14 protein-coding genes are annotated in these 23,165 nt (G+C 36.6%); 2 read left to right on the top strand and 12 right to left on the bottom strand.

Annotated features, from left to right (window positions below; translation table 11 throughout):
* Positions 1–705: 705 nt before the first annotated feature.
* From ACFIMQ_RS02420 to carB, 3 genes are all read right to left on the bottom strand, one after another.
* Positions 706–1,908, bottom strand: coding sequence for a pyridoxal phosphate-dependent aminotransferase (locus ACFIMQ_RS02420; protein WP_375616087.1), 1,203 nt, complete (start codon positions 1,906–1,908; stop codon positions 706–708).
* 328 nt (positions 1,909–2,236) lie between these two features.
* The gene (locus ACFIMQ_RS02415; RefSeq protein WP_100128310.1) at positions 2,237–2,446 is read right to left on the bottom strand and encodes a cold-shock protein; all 210 of its coding nucleotides are present in this window, start codon (positions 2,444–2,446) and stop codon (positions 2,237–2,239) included.
* 258 nt (positions 2,447–2,704) lie between these two features.
* Complete coding sequence (gene carB / locus ACFIMQ_RS02410; protein ID WP_375616088.1) at positions 2,705–6,190, bottom strand: carbamoyl-phosphate synthase large subunit; 3,486 nt, start codon at positions 6,188–6,190, stop codon at positions 2,705–2,707.
* Between the two features lie 706 nt (positions 6,191–6,896).
* Here carB and ACFIMQ_RS02405 point away from each other — a divergent pair.
* On the top strand, positions 6,897–7,442 hold the full coding sequence (locus ACFIMQ_RS02405) for a methylated-DNA--[protein]-cysteine S-methyltransferase (protein WP_375616089.1): 546 nt from the start codon (positions 6,897–6,899) through the stop codon (positions 7,440–7,442).
* On the opposite strand, the gene ACFIMQ_RS02400 is transcribed toward ACFIMQ_RS02405, so the two are convergent.
* The 9 genes from ACFIMQ_RS02400 to thiC all read right to left on the bottom strand — a co-directional run bounded on the left by ACFIMQ_RS02400 (position 7,429) and on the right by thiC (position 19,111).
* Entirely contained in the window at positions 7,429–9,750 is a 2,322-nt protein-coding gene (locus tag ACFIMQ_RS02400; protein ID WP_375616090.1) for an ATP-binding protein, read from the bottom strand. The genes ACFIMQ_RS02405 and ACFIMQ_RS02400 overlap by 14 nt on opposite strands.
* Before the next feature lie 288 nt (positions 9,751–10,038).
* A complete protein-coding gene (gene pepN / locus ACFIMQ_RS02395; RefSeq protein WP_375703311.1) occupies positions 10,039–12,666 on the bottom strand; it encodes an aminopeptidase N in 2,628 nt (875 codons plus the stop codon).
* A gap of 73 nt (positions 12,667–12,739) precedes the next feature.
* Positions 12,740–13,567, bottom strand: a complete 828-nt coding sequence (locus tag ACFIMQ_RS02390) for a uracil-DNA glycosylase family protein (RefSeq protein ID WP_375616092.1) — start codon at positions 13,565–13,567, stop codon at positions 12,740–12,742.
* Positions 13,568–14,009: 442 nt separating this feature from the next.
* On the bottom strand, positions 14,010–14,768 hold the full coding sequence (locus ACFIMQ_RS02385) for a hydroxymethylpyrimidine/phosphomethylpyrimidine kinase (RefSeq protein WP_375616093.1): 759 nt from the start codon (positions 14,766–14,768) through the stop codon (positions 14,010–14,012).
* Entirely contained in the window at positions 14,759–15,364 is a 606-nt protein-coding gene (locus ACFIMQ_RS02380; protein ID WP_375616094.1) for a thiamine phosphate synthase, read from the bottom strand. The genes ACFIMQ_RS02385 and ACFIMQ_RS02380 overlap by 10 nt, the downstream gene beginning before the upstream one ends.
* The gene (locus tag ACFIMQ_RS02375) at positions 15,364–16,134 is read right to left on the bottom strand and encodes a thiazole synthase (protein WP_375616095.1); all 771 of its coding nucleotides are present in this window, start codon (positions 16,132–16,134) and stop codon (positions 15,364–15,366) included. The genes ACFIMQ_RS02380 and ACFIMQ_RS02375 overlap by 1 nt, the downstream gene beginning before the upstream one ends.
* Before the next feature lie 2 nt (positions 16,135–16,136).
* Entirely contained in the window at positions 16,137–16,334 is a 198-nt protein-coding gene (gene thiS / locus ACFIMQ_RS02370) for a sulfur carrier protein ThiS (RefSeq protein ID WP_375616096.1), read from the bottom strand.
* A gap of 3 nt (positions 16,335–16,337) precedes the next feature.
* Positions 16,338–17,288 (bottom strand): FAD-dependent oxidoreductase, encoded by a 951-nt coding sequence (locus ACFIMQ_RS02365; protein ID WP_375616097.1) that lies wholly within the window; start codon positions 17,286–17,288, stop codon positions 16,338–16,340.
* Positions 17,285–19,111, bottom strand: a complete 1,827-nt coding sequence (thiC, locus tag ACFIMQ_RS02360) for a phosphomethylpyrimidine synthase ThiC (protein WP_375616098.1) — start codon at positions 19,109–19,111, stop codon at positions 17,285–17,287. The genes ACFIMQ_RS02365 and thiC overlap by 4 nt, the downstream gene beginning before the upstream one ends.
* A 2,346-nt stretch (positions 19,112–21,457) precedes the next feature.
* Between thiC and ACFIMQ_RS02355 the strand changes: the two genes are divergently transcribed.
* Positions 21,458–22,432: a phage tail protein gene (locus ACFIMQ_RS02355; RefSeq protein ID WP_375616099.1), complete on the top strand. Its 975-nt coding sequence runs from the start codon at positions 21,458–21,460 to the stop codon at positions 22,430–22,432.
* Positions 22,433–23,165 lie beyond the last annotated feature (733 nt).

Raw genomic sequence — 23,165 nt, 5'->3', positions numbered from 1 at the left:
ATACAGTATGATTTGTATTCCACTTGGAGAAAATAAAAAGATGCAAAATTTAAATCAGTTCATTCCATAGGAGGATAAAAGACTTCAACAGATTTTCAGGTTTTGGGGAAAATATTATATAATATAAACTCTGCTGGAGATGTTTTGGTTGATAATCTGTCATGTGATATATGTGTTCAAAAACTGTAAAAAACAATTAAATTTTTTATGTATCAAGATACCACTTTTCTACAAATTCCCTTTGTATCTGGAAAAAACATTGATTATGATTCAACTAAAATTCGTTAGGAGGATGCTCTTACCTATAAATTAAAATAAATGGATCTATAACATTTTAGTTTCATCTAAAATTCAGTTTTTTATCGCACATTTATAACAACAGAGTATAATGCATCGTACTTCCTTAATGAGAGGAGTAAACGCATCAACTTTTAAGTTCAGATTATTCCTAATAAGCTCGAAATTTTTGTTTTTGGTAAAGGAAGTCCCGAATAGGTTTTTCATCTCTCATGACAATAGATCGATACACTTATTGGGTAGTTGGATTTTTTTGATGTTTACTTGCCGCCTCCATTTTTCTACTGTGTTTATTAACGGATGTTTTTGCTGAATCGATTGGCTTGTCCCATGATACAGTTTCCAATATTTTCCCAGATACACTGACATTCGGCAAAAAAACAATCACAAGAAATGATGTTAAAAACTTTAAGTTAAACTGTTGCAAAAGCGCTGGATACGTAAGCAAGCTTCTTCAAGCAGTTTTTCTGATGTTGCATAAGAAATACGAAAAGTTAATCCAAGTCCAAAAGCAGACCCTTGGACGACAGCAACAGCCTCTGTTTCTAGAAGCGCTATGACAAAGTCTTCATCATTCATAATACATTGACCGTTAGGTGTTTTCTTACCAATAAGTCCTTTGCAAGAAGGATAAACATAAAAAGCACCTTCGGGCGTTGGACAGCGAATGCCAGGAGCTTGGTTTAACATGGAAACAACGAGATCACGGCGTGCTTGAAAAATACTTTTATTTTTAGTGATAAAGTCTTGTGGTCCGTTGAGAGCTTCAACTGCAGCCCATTGTGAAATAACACTCGTGCCAGATGTTTGCTGGCCTTGAATGGTATCCATAGCTTTAATGAGTTCTTGTGGTCCGCCTGCATAACCGATTCTCCAGCCCGTCATCGCATAGGCTTTAGAAACACCATTCATTGTGAGTGTGCGATCATAAAGCGCTGGCTCTACTTGAGCTGGAGTAACAAAGGTAAAACCCTCATACGTGAGATGTTCATATATGTCATCAGTGAGAATATATACATGAGGATATTTTACTAAAACATCGGTGAGTTTTTTCAGTTCATTATATGTATAAGCGGCACCTGATGGATTTGAAGGAGAGTTAAAGATAAACCATTTAGTTTTTGGGGTAATGGCAGCTTCTAGCTCTTGTGGTTGGAGTTTATAAGAAAATTCCGCTTTTGTTTCTAAAAAGACAGGCGTACCATCGTTAAGTGTGACCATTTCTGGATAACTAACCCAATAAGGAGATGGAATGATGACTTCATCTCCTCTATTCAAAGTTGCCATAAATGCATTAAAGAGAATTTGTTTTCCACCGGTACCAACAATAATTTGTTCTGGTTGGTAAAGAAGGTTATTTTCTCTTTTAAATTTTGCAGAAATTGCTTGGCGCAATTCTGGAATTCCAGATATGGGAGGGTATTTTGTTTCTCCCCTTCGAATAGCTTCAATAGCCGCGTTTTTGATGTTGTCTGGGGTATCAAAGTCTGGCTCTCCAGCACTTAAAGCAATAACATTGCGCCCTAATGTTTTTAAATAGCGAGCCTTTTGGGAAGCAGCAATTGTTGCAGAAGGTTTGATACGAGACAGCTTGTCGGCAATAAAAGCCATAATTTAAAATCCTTATATTATATCATATTATATCAAATGATTATTGCTTTAAGAATATTTTATAAGAGATTATATTGTATGCAATAAAAAACTTCCACAATACTCTTACATAGGCTTTATATTCTTCTTTTTTGAGATTTTTGCAAGGTCATTTCTTCTTAGGTTTTATGAAAGATTTAGAGGAAAGATAGAGGAGGTTTGATAAATTGTGCAAAGGAGACAAGAAGTCTTTTATTTTAACAAAGTAAAATTATGCTTTATATAAAATAAAAAAATCTTCGCCTATAACGACGAAGATTTTTAAATAAAATATTGCAGAATTTAACTTTTAAAGGGCTGCAAGGTTGCCAGCGGCAAATTTTCCTGAACGACGATCTTGAAGAACATCATAAGAAATTTTTTGCCCTTCATTAAGATTACTTAGACCAGAACGCTCAACGGCGGAAATGTGTACGAATACATCTGCACTTCCATCACTAGGTTGAATGAATCCAAAACCTTTTGTTGTATTAAACCACTTAACTGTTCCTGTAGACATAGGAAACTCCTTAGATATATAATTATATTGTGTACTGAAGCTATAATTCTTCAATACGGTTTTAGATCGAAATTAGGTGGGAGAAGTTTCGTCAAAAGTGCAGAAAGCACAGGAAAGAAAGTCACGTAACCGAAAATTCGATAAAACTCATATAAGAGCCTTTAGAATAAAAAGCAAGCTTTAATTGCTATTTTTTGTACAAAGAAAAAATCGAGAAAGGGTATCAAAAGGCGTATGCTTTTCCGCATAGCAAGAACTTTAACTGAAATAACTTTGCAAGGAACGTACTTCAAGGCGCTTTTTCTTGATTGCTTTGATCGCTTCTACGACGGCTTCGGCTCCCGCTATTGTTGTATAATAGGGGACATTTTGCATGAGTGCTGCATAGCGTAATGATTTGGAATCTGAGATGGCACTGGCAGTGCTGGTTGTATTAAAAATCAATTGAATTTGGCGATTACGAATCGCATCTTCGATATGTGGGTGCCCCTCTAAAACTTTGTTGATTTTTTTTGCTTCAACATGATGTTCGGTGAGAAACTTTTGTGTTCCACTTGTGGCAACAACAGAAAAGCCAAGTTCTGTTAAACGTTTTATAGGATTTAAGATGCGTTTTTTATCTTCATCTCTTACAGAAACGAATAAAGTTCCCTCCTTAGGGAGTTTTACACCAGCCCCAAGCTGTGCTTTAGCAAAAGCAAGCGCAAACTCATAGTCAAGTCCCATAACTTCACCGGTTGAGCGCATTTCTGGACCAAGAAGTGTATCAACACCTGAAAAACGAGCAAAAGGAAACACTGCTTCTTTGACGGCAATATGTTGTTTTTTCTGCGAAGAAGGTAATCCACCATAAGCTTGAAGAGCATCGTGAAGCGTTTCTCCTGCCATAATACGTGCAGCCATTTTAGCAATAGGACGACCAATCGTTTTTGCAACAAATGGAATAGTACGTGAAGCACGGGGATTGACTTCTAAGACATAAATGGTGTCATCTTTAATGGCATATTGTACATTCATTAAGCCCCGAACATGAAGTGCTTGTGCTAATGCTTTGGTTTGACGCTCTAATTCAGCGACTATTTTATTTGAGAGCGTATGGACTGGTAAAGAACAAGCTGAATCACCAGAGTGGATACCAGCTTCTTCAATATGTTCCATAATACCAACGATTAGTGTTTCGTTGCCATCACAGAGACAGTCAACATCTACTTCAATCGCTTCTGTTAGATAGGTGTCAAAGAGAAGTGGATTTTTACCAAGCAATATATTGATTTGTTCTGTTTTGTCATTGGGATAACGGGCTTTAATCTCTTCTGGTACTAATTCAGGAACACTTTCAAGCAAATAATTTTGCAAGCTACGCTCATCGCGAATAATTTGCATAGCACGTCCTCCTAAAACATAAGAGGGACGTACAACCAATGGAAATCCTAGTTCATAGGCAATGAGTCGCGCTTGTTCGATAGAGTGAGCAATAGCATTTTGAGGTTGTGTTAAATTAAGTTTAAATAACAGTTTTTGAAAGCGATTTCTATCTTCTGCTAAATCGATGGCGTCAGGTGAAGTGCCTAGGATGGGAATGTTGTGTTTTTCTAGAGCGCTTGCCAATTTCAAGGGGGTTTGTCCGCCAAATTGGACGATGACTCCAACCAACTCGCCTTTTTCCTGTTCTGCTTCTAAAATAGCGATAACATCTTCTGTTGTTAAAGATTCAAAGTAAAGGCGATCAGAGGTGTCATAGTCGGTTGAAACTGTTTCAGGATTGCAGTTAATCATAATAGCTTCAAAGCCTGCATCACGTAGTGCAAAAGCAGCATGACAGCAACAGTAATCAAATTCAATACCTTGCCCAATGCGGTTTGGTCCACCGCCTAAAATAGCAATTTTTTTTCGTTCAGAAATGTATGCTTCTGAGTGTTTTACACCTGCAAAGGGAATTTCATATGTTGAATACATATAGGCTGTAGGAGAAGAAAATTCAGCCGCACAAGTGTCAATCCGTTTAAAGACTTGTTTAACATTCAGTGATTTGCGCAAAGCTGCAATGTCATCAGGCTCTTGTCCAGTAAGGGTGGCTAATCGTGCATCTGAAAAGCCCATAGCTTTTAACATACGCAGGTTATTTGCGTCTTGGGGTAATCCATGGATGCGGATACGTTGTTCCATTTCAATGATGGAGGCTATTTGTTCTAAAAACCACGGGTCAATTTTGCTGATTTGGTGAATTTCACTTAAAGATAAGCCTGCGCGCATGGCTTGGGCAATGTAGCGCAGACGATCAGGGCTTGGTATTGCAATGGCTGAGCGTATAGAATTTTTTTCATCACCTTCAGCATGTTCAGGGATTACAATTTCATCAAGACCAGTGAGTCCTGTTTCAAGCCCACGGAGTGCTTTTTGCAACGATTCTTGAAAAGTGCGTCCAATTGCCATGACTTCTCCTACAGATTTCATCGCAGTCGTGAGGACAGGTGATGAACCAGGAAATTTTTCGAAAGCAAAACGAGGAATTTTTGTCACAATATAGTCAATAGAAGGCTCAAATGATGCTGGTGTTGCACCATCTGTGATATCATTTTTTAATTCATCAAGTGTATAACCAACAGCCAGTTTAGCTGCTACCTTGGCAATAGGAAAACCCGTTGCTTTTGATGCAAGCGCTGAAGAGCGAGAAACACGCGGATTCATTTCAATAACAATGAGGCGCCCATTTTCAGGATTGACAGCAAACTGTACATTGGATCCACCTGTTTCAACACCAATTTCACGCAAGACAGCAATCGAAGCATTGCGCATACATTGATACTCTTTATCGGTTAAGGTAAGAGCAGGTGCTACGGTGATAGAATCACCGGTATGAATCCCCATTGGGTCAATGTTTTCAATAGAACAAACAATGATACAGTTGTCGTTCTTATCACGAACAACTTCCATCTCATATTCTTTCCACCCTAAAACACTTTCTTCAATCAATACTTCTGTTGTCGGTGAAGCTTCAAGACCACGTTCAATAATTTCATAAAATTCAGAGCGGTTGTAAGCGATTCCACCACCAGTCCCACCAAGGGTGAATGAAGGGCGAATAATAGCTGGAAGCCCAACAATATCAAGAGCTTGAACTGCTTTTGCTGTTGCATGTGCAATATAATGTTGTTTGCGATCAGCTTCGGTATATCGCCAGTTGCGCTCAAGTTCTTCGAGTGCTTTGTCAAGCGCAGCACCAGAAAGTTTTTCTTTAAGTTCAGTACGCGTTTTTGCGTGCTGTCGGCGATTTTCTTCTTTCAGTTCTGTTGCATTGGCTAACATAGAACGTGGTGTTTCCAAACCAATTTTTGTCATCGCTTGGCGAAATAAAGCACGGTCTTCTGCTTTATCAATAGCATCGGCGTTGGCTCCTATCATTTCAACGTTATAGCGGTCTAAAACACCCATACGTTTTAATGATAAAGCGGTGTTGAGGGCAGTTTGTCCTCCCATAGTGGGTAAAAGGGCATCGGGACGTTCATGGGCAATAATTTTGGCAACGATTTCAGGAGTAATGGGCTCTATATAAGTTGCATCAGCTAGATCTGGATCTGTCATAATTGTAGCAGGATTAGAATTGACCAAAATAATTCGGTAACCCTCTTCTTTTAATGCTTTACAAGCTTGTGTACCTGAATAGTCAAATTCACATGCCTGACCAATGATAATAGGTCCTGCTCCGATGATAAGAATAGATTTTATATCTGTGCGTTTGGGCATGGCTTTTTCCTATAACAAATATCCGTGCATGATTGTGGCAGGCAAAATATTTCCATTTTGAGGCTACAGTCATTTTATAAGTTAAGTGACAAAGAAAGTAAGCACTAAAATGTCTTTTCCATGCTTTTTTTCATAAAATTGAAGATAAATTTCTTTTTTTGTTTGAGTCATCTAATCAGTATATAAAAAGTATGACCTTTGATAAAAAGTAGTAGTTTTCCAAAAAACGAGAATATTCAAGTATACTGTGGGAAATGAAATATAAGCCATTATTTATGGTTCAATAGAGTTTCGTAAAATGAAATGGAAATCTTATCTTGTTATCCCGTAAAATACTACCATTTAGAGTGGTGGTATAGAGCATGAAAATTACATATTAGTTGTTTTGGTTGGAGTATATGATAAAATTTAGTGTAGGATTTGTTTGTAGAGCTTATGAACTGAATCCTATGAAATGGTTGCGGTTGGGATATATTAAAAAAGTTGGATTGTTGATAAATCGACTCTGGTTGAAGACTTAATTCTTTAGGTTAGAAAGAAAGTCAATCTATGTATGATTCCATTCCATAAAAGAGTATATTTTAATACAATGACTAAACAGATAGTTTCAAGATGATCTTATTTGGTTTTATAAAGTGATTAAAAATATCCTCCCTTTACTTTATGTATAATGTTCAAAACTTTTAAAAATATAAAGAAAATGAAAATGCTAAACATTTCCCAAACGAGAATATTTTGTCTAGAAGATGTCTCAATAGGAAAGCTTTTGGTGGCTAAGTCTAAAAAAGGAATTTGTTATATAGCGTTAGGAGATACTATAGAGCAATTATTACAAGAGTTTATGGTACGCTTTGGTGATGCACAACAAGTTGTGGGTGACAATACATTTAAGAGAGAAGTTGCTCATATTATAGCCATGATAGAAACGCCCAAGTTGGTAAAAAAATATAATTTTCTCTTAGATATAAATGGTACATTTTTTCAACGACAAGTATGGGCGGCACTATGTGATATACCATGTGGTGAAACAATTTCATATGAGATATTAGCATGCCGTATTGGTATGCCAAATGCTTTTCGTGCCGTTGCTAGTGCTTGTGCACGTAACGAATTGGCGATTATCATTCCTTGTCATCGTGTTGTGCGTAAAAATGGTTTTATTTCAGGGTATCGCTGGGGGGCCAAACGGAAACAGATTTTGTTACAAAGAGAACAAAATGAGGGAATAAAAAACAAATTTAACTTTGTGTGATGGGCATTATAATGGTTACCGTTGTTCCTTTCATTTCTTTTGAAGTAATTTCAAGTTTTCCTTTGTGTAGTTCTAACAGAGAGCGTGAAATGGCTAATCCAAGACCTGAGCCCGTATGAGATTTAGTAAGTTGATTTTCAACTTGTTCAAAAGGTTGTCCAAGTTTTTTAATTGCTGATTGTGGAATACCAACGCCTGTATCTGTAATTTTAAAAATAAGATTATTTTTTTTCTTGAAAGCGCAGACATCAATATTTCCGCCAGAAGGAGTAAATTTAACGGCATTAGAGATGAGATTAAGGAAAATCTGTTTCATTGCACGACCATCAACTTCAGCATGAAGTTCTGGGGTAATGTTTGTTGTAACTGCAATATTTTTTTCTTGAGCCTGAGGCGTTAGTGTTCGTACTGCTTCACTAATGATGGGTTCAAGATCGGTATTTTTACAATCAAGCGTAAATCTTCCGGCTTCGATTTTTGACATATCAAGGATGTCATTGATAAGGGTTAGAAGATGGGTTCCTGAATTATAAATATCATGCATATATTCCTTATAGCGTTGTGAACCAAGAGGACCAAAGGTTGATTGTAACATGATATCTGAAAAGCCGAGAATAGCATTTAGTGGAGTGCGCAATTCATGAGACATATTGGCTAAAAATTCTGATTTAGCCTTATTGGCACTTTCGGCGCGTTCTTTTTCTGCTTTCAGACTTTTATTAAGTTTTTCAACTTCTGTTGCGCGTTGTTGAGCACTCCCTCTCGCACGTTTGAGTTCTTGAATGAAAGAAAAAAGACGCCTTTCGCTGTCTTCAAATTTTTCCTGTTGTTGTTTAAGCTCAGAAATGTCAGTCCCAATACAAACCAGTCCTCCGTCTTGGGTCCGACGTTCATTAATTTTGAGCCAAAACCCATCTGCAGTTTGGCGAATACTGGTTAAATTACCCGTACCATCATCTTTAAGGGGATATTCACTAAGAGCAGGACGGGTCATGGCTTCGACGGTTGCACGTTGGATACCTGATTGTAGAATTTGTTTAGGAATAGCGGCATATTCACAAAATTTGCTGTTGGACATGACTAAACGTCCCTCAGCATCCCACAAGACAAAAGATTCTGAAATGTTTTCAATCGCATCACGAATACGAAGGTCGGCTTGAGCTGTTTGTTCAGCCAATTGCTGCTGTTCACTAATGTCGAAAGAAATACCAACCAAATGGGGTTCTTCTTCTTCAGTAACTTCGGCGCGAAGTCGCATCCATACATAATGACCATCAGCATGACGCATGGGAACATTGATATCAATATGCTTTTTTTTGCCTCCCATTAATTCTTGAGCAAGATCAAAAAAGTTGGCATCATTTGGATTGATAATGGCGCTAATTTGGGAAATTGAGAGCAATGCATCTTGAGGGACATAGCCGAGCATTTCATACATTGCTCGTGACCAGTAGACGCGTCCGCTTACCATATTCCAATCCCATAGTCCACAACGCCCACGCATCATTGCCATATCAATACGGTTTTGAATTTTTTCTGAAATAAGATCAGTCTTACGTGCTCGTAAAAGTTGATTGTAATAAGCATAAAGAAGAGCAAGAATAATACCACTCGTTCCGATGAATAGAGTTATATTAAGCGAAAAAAATTTGCGCCATTCCATAGCGCTATTTTGCATCTTTTCGCTAATGAATACGCCATATTGTCCATTTTCTGTTTGGTGAAATGAAGCAAGAGCAGGGGTATCTTTTCCTATTGTGATTTTCATAACTCCAGCGTGTTGTCCAAGAGATTGTAAAGCAATGCTGTCAGAGATAAAATCTTGCAAAGGCTTTCCTAGACTGATCTCTGAATTGGATGAAGCCAAGACATTGCCTTTTTCATCAACGATGGCGATGAGAGTGCTGGGATTAATAAGATCTTGATTACGAAAAGTGGAGAGGATATTTTGCAAATGACCATGGGAAAGGGCAGAGACTTTTTCTTTCTGAGAAACAGCCAATAAGTCATGATCAATTGTATTGGTAATATGAGACGCTAAGAGAATGATGGTCGAACGTGTGCTTTTATCAATTGTGTTGCGCCAATCATAGATTGATACGAAACGGATTGCTGCAAGCGCAATAAGAAATGCCACAATGACAAAAGGAAGTGAGCGTCGCAACCAAGGTTCAATAAAGAGAAGCTTTTGATAGGTAGAGCCAGAAAACAGATAAATACGCTTTGTCTGCGCTTTATGGCTTTGAGCGCTCGATTTTGAATCAGCATATATCTCCGTTGGCGCATTATATGCGTCCAATTTAGCCATCTCTTGTTCCTTTAATTCCGGAATAATGTGATTTAAAAACTGCTTCGATATTCATTAATAACCCCATGAGAGTGCAATGAATCAAAACAGGAGTCTTCTGTCCAGTCTTTTTTTTAAAAAAAAGTATTTTACTTTTATGAATTTGGAATATGAAAAGAAAAAAGCACTTTAAACGTGATCTATAAACAGGCTTAGGTTGCCTGTTTATAGATTTAATGATGATCGAATAGTTTATAGAATTTATTTTAAAAAATATTATAGTATATCAATTTAAAATAATTTTTTGTTTCAAGTAAGCAGGCGATTGATGATATCAGCAACATCGCTTGATAATTTTGGCGCGGCAGCAATCGTTTTTAATACCGTTTCAAGTTTTTGTTGCCGAATGGGTTCTAATTGTCGCCAAGAGCGCAAAGTTGTTAATAATCGTGAAGCGAGCTGTGGATTTTTTTTGTCAATTTCCAAAATGACTTGGCAAAGAAAATGATAAGACGCTCCATCCATCCTATTAAAGCCCGTAAGATTGTTAGAGGCAAAAACACCGATTAGGGAACGTACACGATTAGGATTATCTTGTGAGAAAAGCGGATGTTGCATGAGCTTTTGAACATTCTCGAGTGTTGATGTGCCAGCAACTATTGCTTGAATAGAAAACCATTTATCCATGACCAAAGGGTCATTCCGATAGCGGTTTTCAAAATCATTTAAGGCATTTTGTGCCTGCTCACTTTCATTAAAACGCTTCACGAGAACAGCAATACTCGCCATTCGGTCAGTCATGTTATCAGCTGTTGCATACTGTGTCGCCGCACGATTTGGATTGTTCTCAGCAATAGAAAGATAATCCAATATTATGTTCTTGAATGCTCGCTTTCCGGCTTGTACAGTGTTTGGTGAATAGGGTTCTTGGGTTTGCATTTGTTCATAGAATTTTGTTAAGAGTTTTTGATGTGTTCGTGCAAGTGAAGCGAGAAACTGATTGCGCACGTAATGAATACGATCTGGGTCAATATTTTTACCGATTGTATGAGCAAGCTCAACTTCACTAGGTAAATTTAAACAGAAGGCACGAAATTCAGGCTCTAAGGTTTCATCTGTTATGATTGTTTCAATCAGCTTTAGCAAAGCAGAAGGGAGTGTTGCTTTTTCTTGTGTTTTATCTTGAATGCTTTGAAGCAAAGCTTGCGTCATTAAATGATTAAGAGATTGCCAGCGATTGATGTGATTGTCATCATGTTGTGCAAGAAAAATAAGTTCTCTTTCATTGAATGGCGTGTGTAGAATGATTGGTGCTGAAAAGTCTCGCAGCAGTGATAAAACGGGTTTTTCACGCAGACCCTTTAATGTAAAGGTTTGGCTTTCCTTGGATAAAAGCATAACATCTGATTGAATATCTGTATCCGTTTCATAAGGGAGGGTTTCTCCATTAGGTCCTAGGAGTCCAAAAGCGATAGGGATAAACATGGGCTTTTTTGTTTTTTGTTGTGGGGTAACGGGAATATGTTGTTTTGCATGAATTGTTAAAACACCATCGCTATAATGACTATCGATTTCTACATTGGGTGTTCCTGCCTGTTCATACCATAGCATGAATTGGGAGAAGTCTTGACCAGACACTTCAGCAAAACAGGCAATAAAATCTTCAATTGTACAAGCTTGTCCATCATGACGTTGAAAATAAAGATCAGTGCCTTTACGAAACAGAGTAGGACCTAAAATAGTTCGTATCATGCGAACAACTTCAGCACCTTTTTCATAAACAGTTGTGGTGTAAAAATTGTTAATTTGGCTATATTGACGAGGACGTACAGGATGCGCAAGAGGTCCTGCATCTTCTGCAAATTGCGTCGCTTTTAATGCTTTTACATTTTCAATTCGCTGTAGGCTGCGTACATTTTGATCTGATGAAAATTCCTGATCACGATAAACAGTGAATCCTTCTTTTAAACAGAGTTGAAACCAATCGCGACAGGTAACACGATTACCGCTCCAATTATGGAAATATTCATGGGCAATGACACTTTCAACATTTCTATAATCCTGATCGGTTGCTGTTTCAGGATCGACAAGAACATATTTATCATTAAAAACGTTAAGGCCTTTGTTTTCCATTGCTCCCATGTTAAAGTCGGACACAGCAACGATATTGAAAACATCAAGATCATATTCGCGGCCAAAACATTGTTCATCCCAACGCATGGAACGTTTAAGAGCATCCATTGCATAGGTTGCTCGTTCGGTTTTTCCTTTTTCTACATAGATACCAAGCTCGATACGTCGTCCAGATACAGTGGTAAAATGGTCTTCTAACTTATCAAGATCTCCACCTACTAAAGCAAAGAGATAAGATGGTTTGGGATAAGGATCTTCCCAAATGGCAAAATGACGATTATTCTCTAAAGTTCCTGTTTCCACTAAATTACCATTTGAAAGCAAGATTGGGAGTGTTTGGGAATCTGCTTCAATTTTCACTCTATAAATAGAAAGAACATCTGGGCGGTCGTAAAAATAAGTAATACGACGAAAACCTTCCGATTCGCATTGTGTGCAATAAACACCATTTGAAAGATAAAGCCCCATAAGTTGGCGGTTGCTTTCAGGATTCAGTTCCGTAACCAATTTCAATGTAAAAGGAGCCGTTGGTAGCGTTGTAATTTCTAAACGTGAAGGCGTCACTTTATAAGTGTTTTGGGCTAATATCTCATCATTAATAGAAACGGAAATTAAAGTAAGATCATCACCAGAAAGAACAAGAGGTGTTAATTCTTTTGTATCGTGACGGGGCTCAATAAACAATATGGCTGTAACATAGGTTTTTGTTGGTGCCAATTGGAAAGAAAGGTGTGTTTTAGGGATAACGTAAGGGGTTGGTTGGTAATCTTCCAAACGATAAATAGATGTTGTTGGCTGTTTCATAGTTTTTTCCCATTCGCATTTTAAGAGTTAAAGAAGGGTGTGTTAATTTTAGAAGAAAGATAGGATTAAAAAATTACAAAAGGCTATCGAGACGATTTTTTACTTCTAAGAAGTCTATCCATGTAAGCTTCTTTTGACTAGGGGTTCTAAGAAGGTAAGCAGGGTGGAAAGTTGGCATAACAGGTATTTTTATATTATCCTCGCTTTCATAAATATGCCATTTACCTCTTGTTCGGATAATCCCATTTTGAGATCCGGTAAGAAACTGTGCAGCAACGCCTCCCAGTGCTATAAGAACACGAGGACGTGCTAAATAAATGTGCCGTTCAATAAAAGGGCGGCACAAGGCAACTTCTCTTGGTGTTGGTGTACGATTTCCTGGTGGACGCCAAGGAATAGTGTTGGCGATGTAAACATTATTTCTTGTTAAGCCAATTGATGCGAGGATTTTATTAAGCAACATCCCCGCTTTTCCCACAAAAGGAATTCCTTGTATATCCTCTTCTCGTCCTGGGGCTTCGCCTATAAGCATCAGGGGGCTTCCTGCTGTTCCATCTGAAAAACAGGTATTTTTTGCTGTCAATTTTAATGAACAGCCATTAAATGCAAGGAGAGCAGACTTTAATTCTTCAAGTGTCTTTGCACTTTTTGCACTTTCAATAGCTGCGGGTTCGTTTTGTATAGCTCTAGAGTTATGTAGTGAGTGATTATCTAATTTTACGCTTGGGGAGGGACGTTGATTATCAGAAATGTTAACAACAGGCGTTGATTTTTTCTCTGAAGAAGCAGACTGCTTAAAACGATCAATAGGGAAATCTGTCAGAACGGCATCCGCACCACTTTCTTTATAAAAATTTAAGAGTTCTTCATAGGAAATTGAGCAGGGCGTTTGATTTAACATTTTACTTTTTCTAATGATCTAGTGATTATAGATCAAATAAAATTATTTTCAAGTTTTATAAATATGTTCATTAGCGTTAGTGTATAAGAACGACATTTTCTCTTTTCACAAAAAAGGCAGATCTTAAATACAGGTGCTTGAGACTATATACATTTTAAAATGTACAATTTGTTCAAATGCACCATTTTAGTTTTTTAAACAGATTAATCTCTTTATGGTAAAAGAATTTTCTACTGAACACAAGTGGCATAAATGATAACATTTATGACCATTATATGCTCTATTTAATCATTAATGAAAGTAACTTTTATAGTATTTTATTTGTAAATTTAACTATAAATTTTTTATTATTATATTTTTAGCTTTGTTAATAATTTTTATTAAAAATATTAACTCTATAAATAAAAGAATAATATTACTTTTATGAGAAATACTAAGACTTTTAAAAACTGTTTTTACAATGGTTTAAAAGCAATGTGTGGGTATATATTTTTGCTTTTTTTACAGCTGAAATAAGAGGTTCATTGAGTGCCAAATGGGCTGCAATAGCACTTGAGAGAATGCAACCTGTTCCACGCATTGTTCCTTTTAAACGTGGAGCAGAAATATTGATGATTTCAGTTTTGTCAATGAATCTATCAATTGCAAGAGGACCATCTGCATGTCCCCCTTTTACTAAAATAGAGCGAGCTCCCAATGACAAAAGTTTTTTTGCTTGTTGTATTGCTTGCTTATGATGAGATGCCAATGGGGTTTGGCTAAGAAGAGCAAGTTCATCTCTATTTGGTGTTAAAAGAGTAACATGTGGGAGAAGCTGATTGATCATAATTTCTATGATTTTTTCTGTTGTCAGTTTTCCTCCTGATGAGGCAACCAGCACAGGATCAAGAATAACCGGAATATGGGGGTAATCTTCGAGGACATGACAAATTGCTGCTATAATTGCTTGATTTCCTGTCATACCAATTTTTATTGCGCTGATAGGATTAGCTTCTAAGGCTATGCGCATTTGCGCAGCGATAAGTTTTTCATTCATGGGAACAATTTCAGCAACGTGATGATCATTTTGTACGTTAACACAAGTAATTGCTAAATTTGCTTTTATTTGAAAATGCGTAGAGGTTTCTATATCACGAACAATGCCAGCACCTCCTGTTGGATCAGTACCCGCAACAATGAGAATAGAAGGCGTTAACGCCATGGTTGGGTCCCCTTGATCCATTGTTGTACCCGCTCTTCAGGTTTTTTATGGAGGATAATGTCAGTCACAACAGCAGCGCTATTGGCTCCTGCTTTTAAAACACAAACTGCACGTTCTGGTGTTAAACCACCAATGCCAACGAGAGGTAAAGCACCAATTCGCTTTCTCCATTGTTTAATTTTTTCTAATCCTTGTGGTTTCCATTTCATTTTTTTTAAGATTGTCGGATAAATAGGACCAAGAGCAATATAGTCAGGATTAACAGAGAGCGCGATATCCAATTCATGTTCATCATGGGTGCTAAGACCAAATCTTATACCATTTTTACGAATTGCAAGGAGATCAGCATTGCATAGATCTTCTTGCCCAAGATGAATAAAATTGCATTTTTCATCAATGGCTATGATCCAATGATCATTAATAATTAATTGTGCCCCCCATTTATCACATATGTTTTTTGCACGCTTGATATGTTGACGGATCGTTTTAAGATCTTCATTTTTCATACGCAATTGTATGAGTTTGACACCAAGAGGAATCAAACGTTCAACCCACTCAGCAGTATCAACAATGAGGTAAAAAGGATCCAATTTCATCAAAATACCGCTTTACCAATGACGGGGGTTGAAGGGACCGCGACATTGCGTGCTTCGAGAATACCTGCTTTATACCCCATACGCCCTGCCTGAATAGCTTTGGAAAAGGCCTCAGCCATCAAAACAGGATCACCTGCTTTAGCAACTGCGGTATTAAGAAGGACCGCATCATAACCCAGTTCCATAGCAACAGCGGCATGGGATGGGCGCCCGATGCCGGCATCAATAACGAGAGTAACATCTGGAAGATAAGCACGGATAGAACGCAGTCCATCGGTATGATGAGGGCCTTTGGCTGATCCAATAGGGGCACACCAAGGCATAATGACACGGCAGCCAACATCTAAGAGTTTTTCAGCAACAATGAGATCATCGGTTGTATAGGCAAAAATTTTGAAATCTTCATTGTTTAAAATTTTTGCTGCTTCAATTAAAGAAAAGACGTTTGGCTGTAAGGTATCTGAATTACCGATAATTTCGAGTTTAATCCAAGAGGTTTTAAAGAGATCACGAGCTAAATGGGCTGTTGTTACCGCTTCTTTAACAGTATAACAACCAGCGGTATTGGGAAGTATCGTTATATCGAGCTCTTGAAGGAATTGCCAAAACTGCCCTCCTTGTTTTCCACCTGCGCTTTCTCGACGTAATGAAACGGTTACAATTTCTGTATTGGATTTATGAATAGCATCACGAAGGATGGCAGGAGAAGGATATTGCGCTGTACCTAACATAAGACGAGAGGAGAATTGTCGTCCATAAAGATTCAACATAATTAACCACCTTGCATTGGGCTTAAAATTTCCACTTTATCTCCTTCATGCAAAATAAATTGGTCACGCGCATCTACAGGAACAACTTCAGCATTAACAGCAGTTGCTAGCCAATTTCCTTCATACCCCAATTCCACAAGCAAGAGACTAAGAAAAGAGGCTTCTGTTTGAAGTGTTTCACCATTAACAAATATTTGCATGTTTTATTCCAATGCCAATTTCACCGCTCGTTTTGCCATTTCTGGAGACAAAAGAAAACCATGTCTATAAAATCCATTAATAGAGATATGGTTACCATATTTGCATACAGAAGGGAAGTTATCAGGATAAGCTGGACGAATACCAACGCCGGATTCAACAATTTCTGCTTCGGCAAAAGCAGGGTGCAATGTATAGGCCGCGTTGAGCAATTCCATCATTGATCTCACCGATATTGGACCATCAAAGTCACTTTCAATCATCGTTGCGCCAATCATGAAAAGATCATCCTGTCGTGGAACAACATAAAGTGGAAATCGTGGATGAAGAAGACGAATTGGGCGGGAAATTTTAATTTCTGTACTCCGCAAGAGTAGCATTTCACCACGCACGCCCCGTATATTTTTATCTTTTCCTAAACGTGCTATTCCTGTTGCATCAATGACCATATCAAAATTTGTTTCAGATGTTTTAACATCAACAAAACATGCGCCATTTGTTATCAGTTTTTCTTTTAAAGCGATAAGTGCTTTACGAGGATCAAGGTGGGCTTCACTTTCATAAAAAAGCCCACAGTCAAAATGTTCTGCAAGATCTGGTTCAAGATGGGCTATTTCTGCACGGTTTATGGTTCTATGATGATGTGTGCGAAGTGAGAATCGTTCAAGTTCTCCTCTATCACGCGTAGGAGCAACCACTAAAGTACCTTTTTGTGTAACAAGATCTGGAAATATTTTTCGCCACCAGTGTATAGCTTGTACACCAAGGTCTTCAACAATCTGTTCAGTATTTTCTTTTTCACAATAAGGAGCAAGCATTCCTCCAGCATACCAACTGGATGAACCTATAGGAGAGTTTAGTGGAGCCGATATAGTAACACGAGCGCCTTTTTGTTGTAATATAAAAGCAACGGTTAAACCAGCAACACCCGCACCTTTAATAAGAATATTCTTCAACTATTTACTCTCTTTTTTTGAGATGCATCGACATAAAGATCACCACTTTCTTGATATTTTTCAGCCATAGCAATCATACCTTCCCCTTTTGTTTTTTTGAGTGCTGCAGCATCACGAATATCATGGGAAATACGCATAGAACAGAATTTTGGTCCACACATGGAACAAAAATGCACCAATTTATGGGCATCTTTCGGCATTGTTTCATCATGAAAGGTACAAGCTGTTTCTGGATCAAGAGACAGATTGAATTGATCATGCCATCTAAAGTCGAATCGTGCACGTGAAAGAGCATTATCGCGCAACTGTGCTCTGGGCAAACCTTTTGCAAGATCAGCAGCATGAGCGGCGATTTTATAAGTGATGACCCCCGTTTTGACATCATTTTTATCGGGAAGTCCTAAATGTTCTTTAGGTGTTACATAACATAACATGGCAGTTCCAAACCATCCAATCATAGCAGCACCAATTGCTGATGTAATATGGTCATAACCAGGAGCAATATCAGTTGTAAGAGGTCCCAAAGTATAAAAAGGTGCTTCATGACAGAGATTGAGTTGTTGCTCCATATTTTCTTTAATTTTGTGCATTGGGACATGTCCTGGTCCTTCAATCATAACCTGTACATTTTTTTCCCAAGCAATTTTTGTCAATTCTCCTAAAGTTTTAAGTTCGGCAAATTGTGCTTCATCATTGGCATCGGCAATAGAGCCAGGGCGTAATCCATCTCCTAACGAAAGAGAGATATCATATGTTCTTGCAATATCACAAATTTCATCAAAATGTTCGTAGAGAAAGCTTTCTTTGTGATGATGGAGACACCATTTTGCCATAATAGAACCGCCTCGTGAAACAATACCTGTTACACGATCAACAGTCATAGGAATAAATGGTAATCTTAAGCCTGCATGAATGGTAAAATAATCAACCCCTTGTTCTGCTTGTTCTATGAGAGTATCGCGAAAAATATCCCATGTTAGATTTTCAGCAATACCTTGTACTTTTTCGAGTGCTTGATAAAGAGGAACAGTCCCGATAGGCACAGGAGAATTTCGAATAATCCACTCACGAATATTGTGAATATTTCTCCCTGTTGAGAGATCCATAACTGTATCTGCCCCCCAACGAATAGCCCAAACCATTTTATCAACTTCTTCTGCCATTGATGAAGTCACTGCTGAATTGCCAATATTGGCATTAATTTTAACACGAAAATTACGTCCAATAATCATTGGTTCGCATTCTGGATGATTGATATTTTGTGGAATAATGGCTCGTCCATTTGCAATTTCATTACGAACGAATTCCGCAGTATAAATTTCTGGTATTTCTCCATCTAATATATCTGAGTGCACTTTTTGTTGATCTTTTATTGCCAGTCCTTCATTTTCTCGTATAGCAACATATTCCATTTCGGCAGTAATAATACCTGCGCGTGCATACGCCATTTGTGTAATTGCTTTGCCACTTTTAGCTCGTAAAATAGGTCGTTTTTGTTCAAATGTTGGAATAGCAGAGCTATTATAGGTTAATCCATTATCTTCAGGTTTAACTAAGCGTGCAGGATAAGGTTCAGTATCAGCACGCTGAAAGAGCCAAGATGAGCCAATTGCAGGTAAACCTTTTGTAAGATCAATGACTGCATCTTTGTCGGTATAGGGACCAGAAGTATCGTAAACATTTAAAGGTTTTTCACCACTCCCATCGGTCAATGAAATTTCACGCAATGGAACACGCACATCAGAAAAAAGAGGACTCTGTTGATAAATTTTGCGTGAGGCAGGAAAGGGACTACAACTGATTGATGGAATATTTTTCGGCACAAACTTTTTCCTTCTAAACACATAGTTTAAAAACTAAGGCGTGATGTTAATGGAGATATATTTAAATGATCAATAATGTATCTTGAATGAAGAGATGCTTATAATATTTTATAGTAAGTCATCTTCAATAAAGCTTAAGAAGATTTACTTTGAAAAGATCAACGCAATATCTTTGAAATAATACCTGCACTCCCCCCACGTAAACACTTTTGCCAGAATACACATGATTGGCTTAAATACTGACATTGTCAATCACAAAGATATATTTTTAACGATTTTTCTACATGCGTTAGAAATAAAAGCAGATACTATGAAATAACCAGTGATAATATTAAAGTCTTTTATAAAGAAATGGTGAGGATAAAATTTATAGCTAAAGCCAGAGGGTATATGCTGCGCAATTCCATTAATTTTTATTCTTTTACTTTTATGTAGCTTTTTTGCTAAGCTAGTTACTCAGTTTCAGACAATAGCACCCTTTTTATAAAGTGTCATGTCGTGATGCTTTTGTTTCTGAAATCATGACAGATTATTACATATCCTTTAAATTTATGTTTATTCTACGTATTTAGAATATAAAATAAAACTTTCTTATTTTTTCATAGCTGTGTTCAATTAAGATATCATTACAAATAAGAAAATGATGAATATATTCTATTTACGATTTTACATGATCAATAATAAAAAGTTTAATAACGTCTATATTTAATAAAGATGAGTTTTATTTTTTATGAATAAAATATAAGGTATTTTTATATAAAAAATCACGACATATAGCTTATTTTATTGATAATAAAACAAATCGTATTTTATAAATTCTTATAGTTTAAATATATATATATGAAATTACAGAAAAGTTTTTTATTCGCAAAGGCAGTGTGAGTATGGTTTTTTTATATAAGGAATAAAATATATCAAATATAGCAGACGATGTAAAAATGACCTCACAAATTGTTGGTATAAAATGGAGTGAAGGCGCTTCAAATAAAACTATACCTCTTAAAAAAACACAATGTTGAAAGTTTCTGAGAAAGAAGGTAAGAAGTATGGGAATGATGGCTTAGTCTCTTATATAAAACAGTAAGATCTTCAATTTTCAGAGTTTTATTTATTATTATTGAGAGATCTTGTTATTCTTCTTCTAAGAGGAAATAATGATGGTATAGATATTGTAAGCACGGTTGAGATTTTTTCTATAAAAGCTGATGATGTAACAAAGTAAAATATTAAGAAAGCCTACTTAAATTTTTAAATCATGATTACAATGAAGTTCGATGATATGATGTATTTTGCTCTGTTGGTTTAGCCAGTACAGAATTTGTTATCAAAACAGTAAATTTTTCCTCTTATCTTTCCACAAGGAGAGAAAAAGCTAATAATTGCGAGGGCATGTTCAGAAGGATTTATTGTTCTTGCAAAAAGAATCCATATATAATAAAATATTACACGCGGGTAATCACACTAGGTGGGGGAGGAGAATGGGCGCTTACAGCTCTTTAAAGGTGAGTGGCGCGCATTTTATAGGGGGCAAAGGCTGTTTTTTTAATTCAAGTAAAAGAAATTTATATTCATCAGATCTGATGAGGGTTTGTGATATTTCTTTAATATTTAAAGTATTTCATTTCTAGTTCAATTAAGGTGTGAAAAAAATGGTCATAGTGAATATATTTCCTATGGTGCATTAAGATTGAACAGAAGCTTGTTTAAAAAATGTTGGTATTGATCGAGTAAAACAATTTCAGAAATAAATTGAATAAAATAGAGCCTTTCAAGGTATTTGCATATGAATAAAAATATAATGATGCATACAAAGAATTTGAAGTTAACTTTTAGAATTTTAAGATAAATGGAAGTCAAAAGAGAGAGATTCTTCGTTTAAAATATAGAGTATAAAATATCGACGAAATAGATTTAAGCTATTGAAAAAAATAAAAAAGAGAATGTTTAAATCAAAAACTTTCTATGCGGATGATAAGTTATTACATTCAATAACAGTTCTATGAAATCCATAGTAGGGGGAATTTTGAACAGTATTTATAAATTTTGCAATGAGATGCAAGATATTGAAAATATAACTGTATAACAACAGCACAACAACAAAACAAGATATTAAGTAACCTCAGATGAGGTGGCTATATTACACATTAGAATTGGTTGCATTAATGCTGATGTTATGAAGAAGGTCTGATGAATTTAGGTTATTAAATTGGAAGGAGGAAAGAGAGATAAAATGTGTAAATACGGATGGTGCAGTGGTTATGATGTAGCAATAAAAAGTGGCAGCGCATTCTAGTGCACAGAACGAGAAGTTGTTAGAAAAATTATGAAAATAATGGGGGATTTAAAATGTCTAATATTTACGATTGGTCGCTAAAGGCCGATGAAAATGCTTATTCAGATAGTATCATTAATTGGGCAGAAGGTCAGCCGCCTAGTTCTGTTAATGATAGTGCGCGGGCGATGATGCAGCGCGTACGAGAATATCTTGCAGATAATGGTGGATCTATTGACTCAAGCTTTATGGTAAATGCGGAAGATAAAACAACATTAATTACCTTAAAGACAGTTTCACCGATAAAGAAATACAACAATGATATCATCATACGTTTTAAAGCTCGTGGCACGAATATTGGCACGACGACAATAACTGTTAATAATATAGGAGAAAAGCTTATCTATAAAGCCACTGATGTGGGGGTTATCCCCTTAGAAGGGGGAGAACTGCAAAGAGGTGGCATTTATGAAATGGTATATAATAATGGTGTTTTAATAAAAGAGCATGAAGGGTGGTATTTATTAAATCCTACACCACCAAAAATAGAAAATTTTCCTGCTGGATTTATTGCAACATTTGCTATGCAAAGTGTGCCAAATGGTTGGCTTTTATGTGATGGTAAGTCTTATAAGTGTGAGGATTATCCGCAGTTATTCAAAGCAATAGGTGATAAATGGGGAAAAAACAGCTATGGAACTTTTAAAGTCCCTGATTTTAGAGGCATGTTTTTACGCGGCTTTGATGATGGCCGTGGTTTAGATGGTGGTAGAAAATTTGCAGATAAACAACAAGATAGCATAAAATCGCATACGCATATTGGAACCATTGAAGAATCAGGCGAGCATGCACACAATTTTGAGTATCAAGGGGTAGGATGGCCAACTGGTGATATTGGAAGACTACCGAATCATTATACTTATAATGCGACTCTGAAAGGGAGAACAGCTTCTGCTGGTGCACATACACACAAGATAACTCTTTCTCATACGGGTGAGGCAGAAACGCGCCCTGTTAATGCAACTGTTGTCTATGCTATAAAATCATGAGTATGGTCGGGTCATAAATAATCTATACACCTTGGTAATTTTGTTAACGCGGAGCAATTCCGCGTTATTTTTTATGTATGTGAAGAGGAAATCTATACTCTTTATACAATACTTGAGAGAGTTAAAAAATAATTTTAAATGATTGGGGGAAAGAGTTAATGATATAATTTTTTATAATTGATGATAACATAGGGAAAATGTGTAAAAATCATTTAAACTGTGGCGTGAAGAGATCTGGAGATATATTTTTTATAAGGTGTTTTGATAGGGGGTAAGGTGATACAATTATTCAATCTGAGGCATAAAAAAGTACAATATTTTTAGCGTTTTTTTGTACAAAAACAGCATATCCCTGTATGAGTTAATTCATCTTATAAAGATATTTCTCACCTTGTTGTCGATTTCATTTCTTTGCATTGCCATGGTGGAGGTTTTATCTGTAAATGATAGTACTCCTTTGAGTGGAATCATCGTTATGCTTGTGAAGCAGCAGAGAAACGCTATTTCTATACTCTCTCCTCATCCCTATATTACGCATTGTTTTTACGTTAAGGGGACGATAAGAAGCGTTATTGAATTTATTTTAAATATTTTATTCAATTGATGTATCAATAAACAATTTTTCTAATAGAGGAAGAAAAATAAAAATATGATTATATTTAATGTTTTTATTGACTACAAAGATAGATAAAGAATCATTATAAATCAATATAAAAAAGATAAAGCAAAAGCA

It is taken from the genome of Bartonella sp. AD13SXNS, from assembly GCF_042196465.1.
Taxonomy (GTDB): Bacteria; Pseudomonadota; Alphaproteobacteria; order Rhizobiales; family Rhizobiaceae; genus Bartonella.
The sequence above is the reverse complement of the archived record's forward strand: the minus strand, read 5'-3'. Positions and strand labels throughout refer to the sequence as shown.

Bases quoted from the DNA above. Each gene is read 5' to 3' on its own strand.
- ACFIMQ_RS02400 (WP_375616090.1), bottom strand. From the start codon at position 9,750: ATGGCTAAATTGGACGCATATAATGCGCCAACGGAGATATATGCTGAT.
- ACFIMQ_RS02420 (WP_375616087.1), bottom strand. From the start codon at position 1,908: ATGGCTTTTATTGCCGACAAGCTGTCTCGTATCAAACCTTCTGCAACA.
- ACFIMQ_RS02405 (WP_375616089.1), top strand. From the start codon at position 6,897: ATGCTAAACATTTCCCAAACGAGAATATTTTGTCTAGAAGATGTCTCA.
- ACFIMQ_RS02355 (WP_375616099.1), top strand. From the start codon at position 21,458: ATGTCTAATATTTACGATTGGTCGCTAAAGGCCGATGAAAATGCTTAT.
- ACFIMQ_RS02375 (WP_375616095.1), bottom strand. From the start codon at position 16,134: ATGTTGAATCTTTATGGACGACAATTCTCCTCTCGTCTTATGTTAGGT.
- carB (WP_375616088.1), bottom strand. From the start codon at position 6,190: ATGCCCAAACGCACAGATATAAAATCTATTCTTATCATCGGAGCAGGA.
- thiS (WP_375616096.1), bottom strand. From the start codon at position 16,334: ATGCAAATATTTGTTAATGGTGAAACACTTCAAACAGAAGCCTCTTTT.
- pepN (WP_375703311.1), bottom strand. From the start codon at position 12,666: ATGAAACAGCCAACAACATCTATTTATCGTTTGGAAGATTACCAACCA.
- ACFIMQ_RS02385 (WP_375616093.1), bottom strand. From the start codon at position 14,768: ATGGCGTTAACGCCTTCTATTCTCATTGTTGCGGGTACTGATCCAACA.
- ACFIMQ_RS02415 (WP_100128310.1), bottom strand. From the start codon at position 2,446: ATGTCTACAGGAACAGTTAAGTGGTTTAATACAACAAAAGGTTTTGGA.
- ACFIMQ_RS02380 (WP_375616094.1), bottom strand. From the start codon at position 15,364: ATGAAATTGGATCCTTTTTACCTCATTGTTGATACTGCTGAGTGGGTT.
- ACFIMQ_RS02390 (WP_375616092.1), bottom strand. From the start codon at position 13,567: ATGTTAAATCAAACGCCCTGCTCAATTTCCTATGAAGAACTCTTAAAT.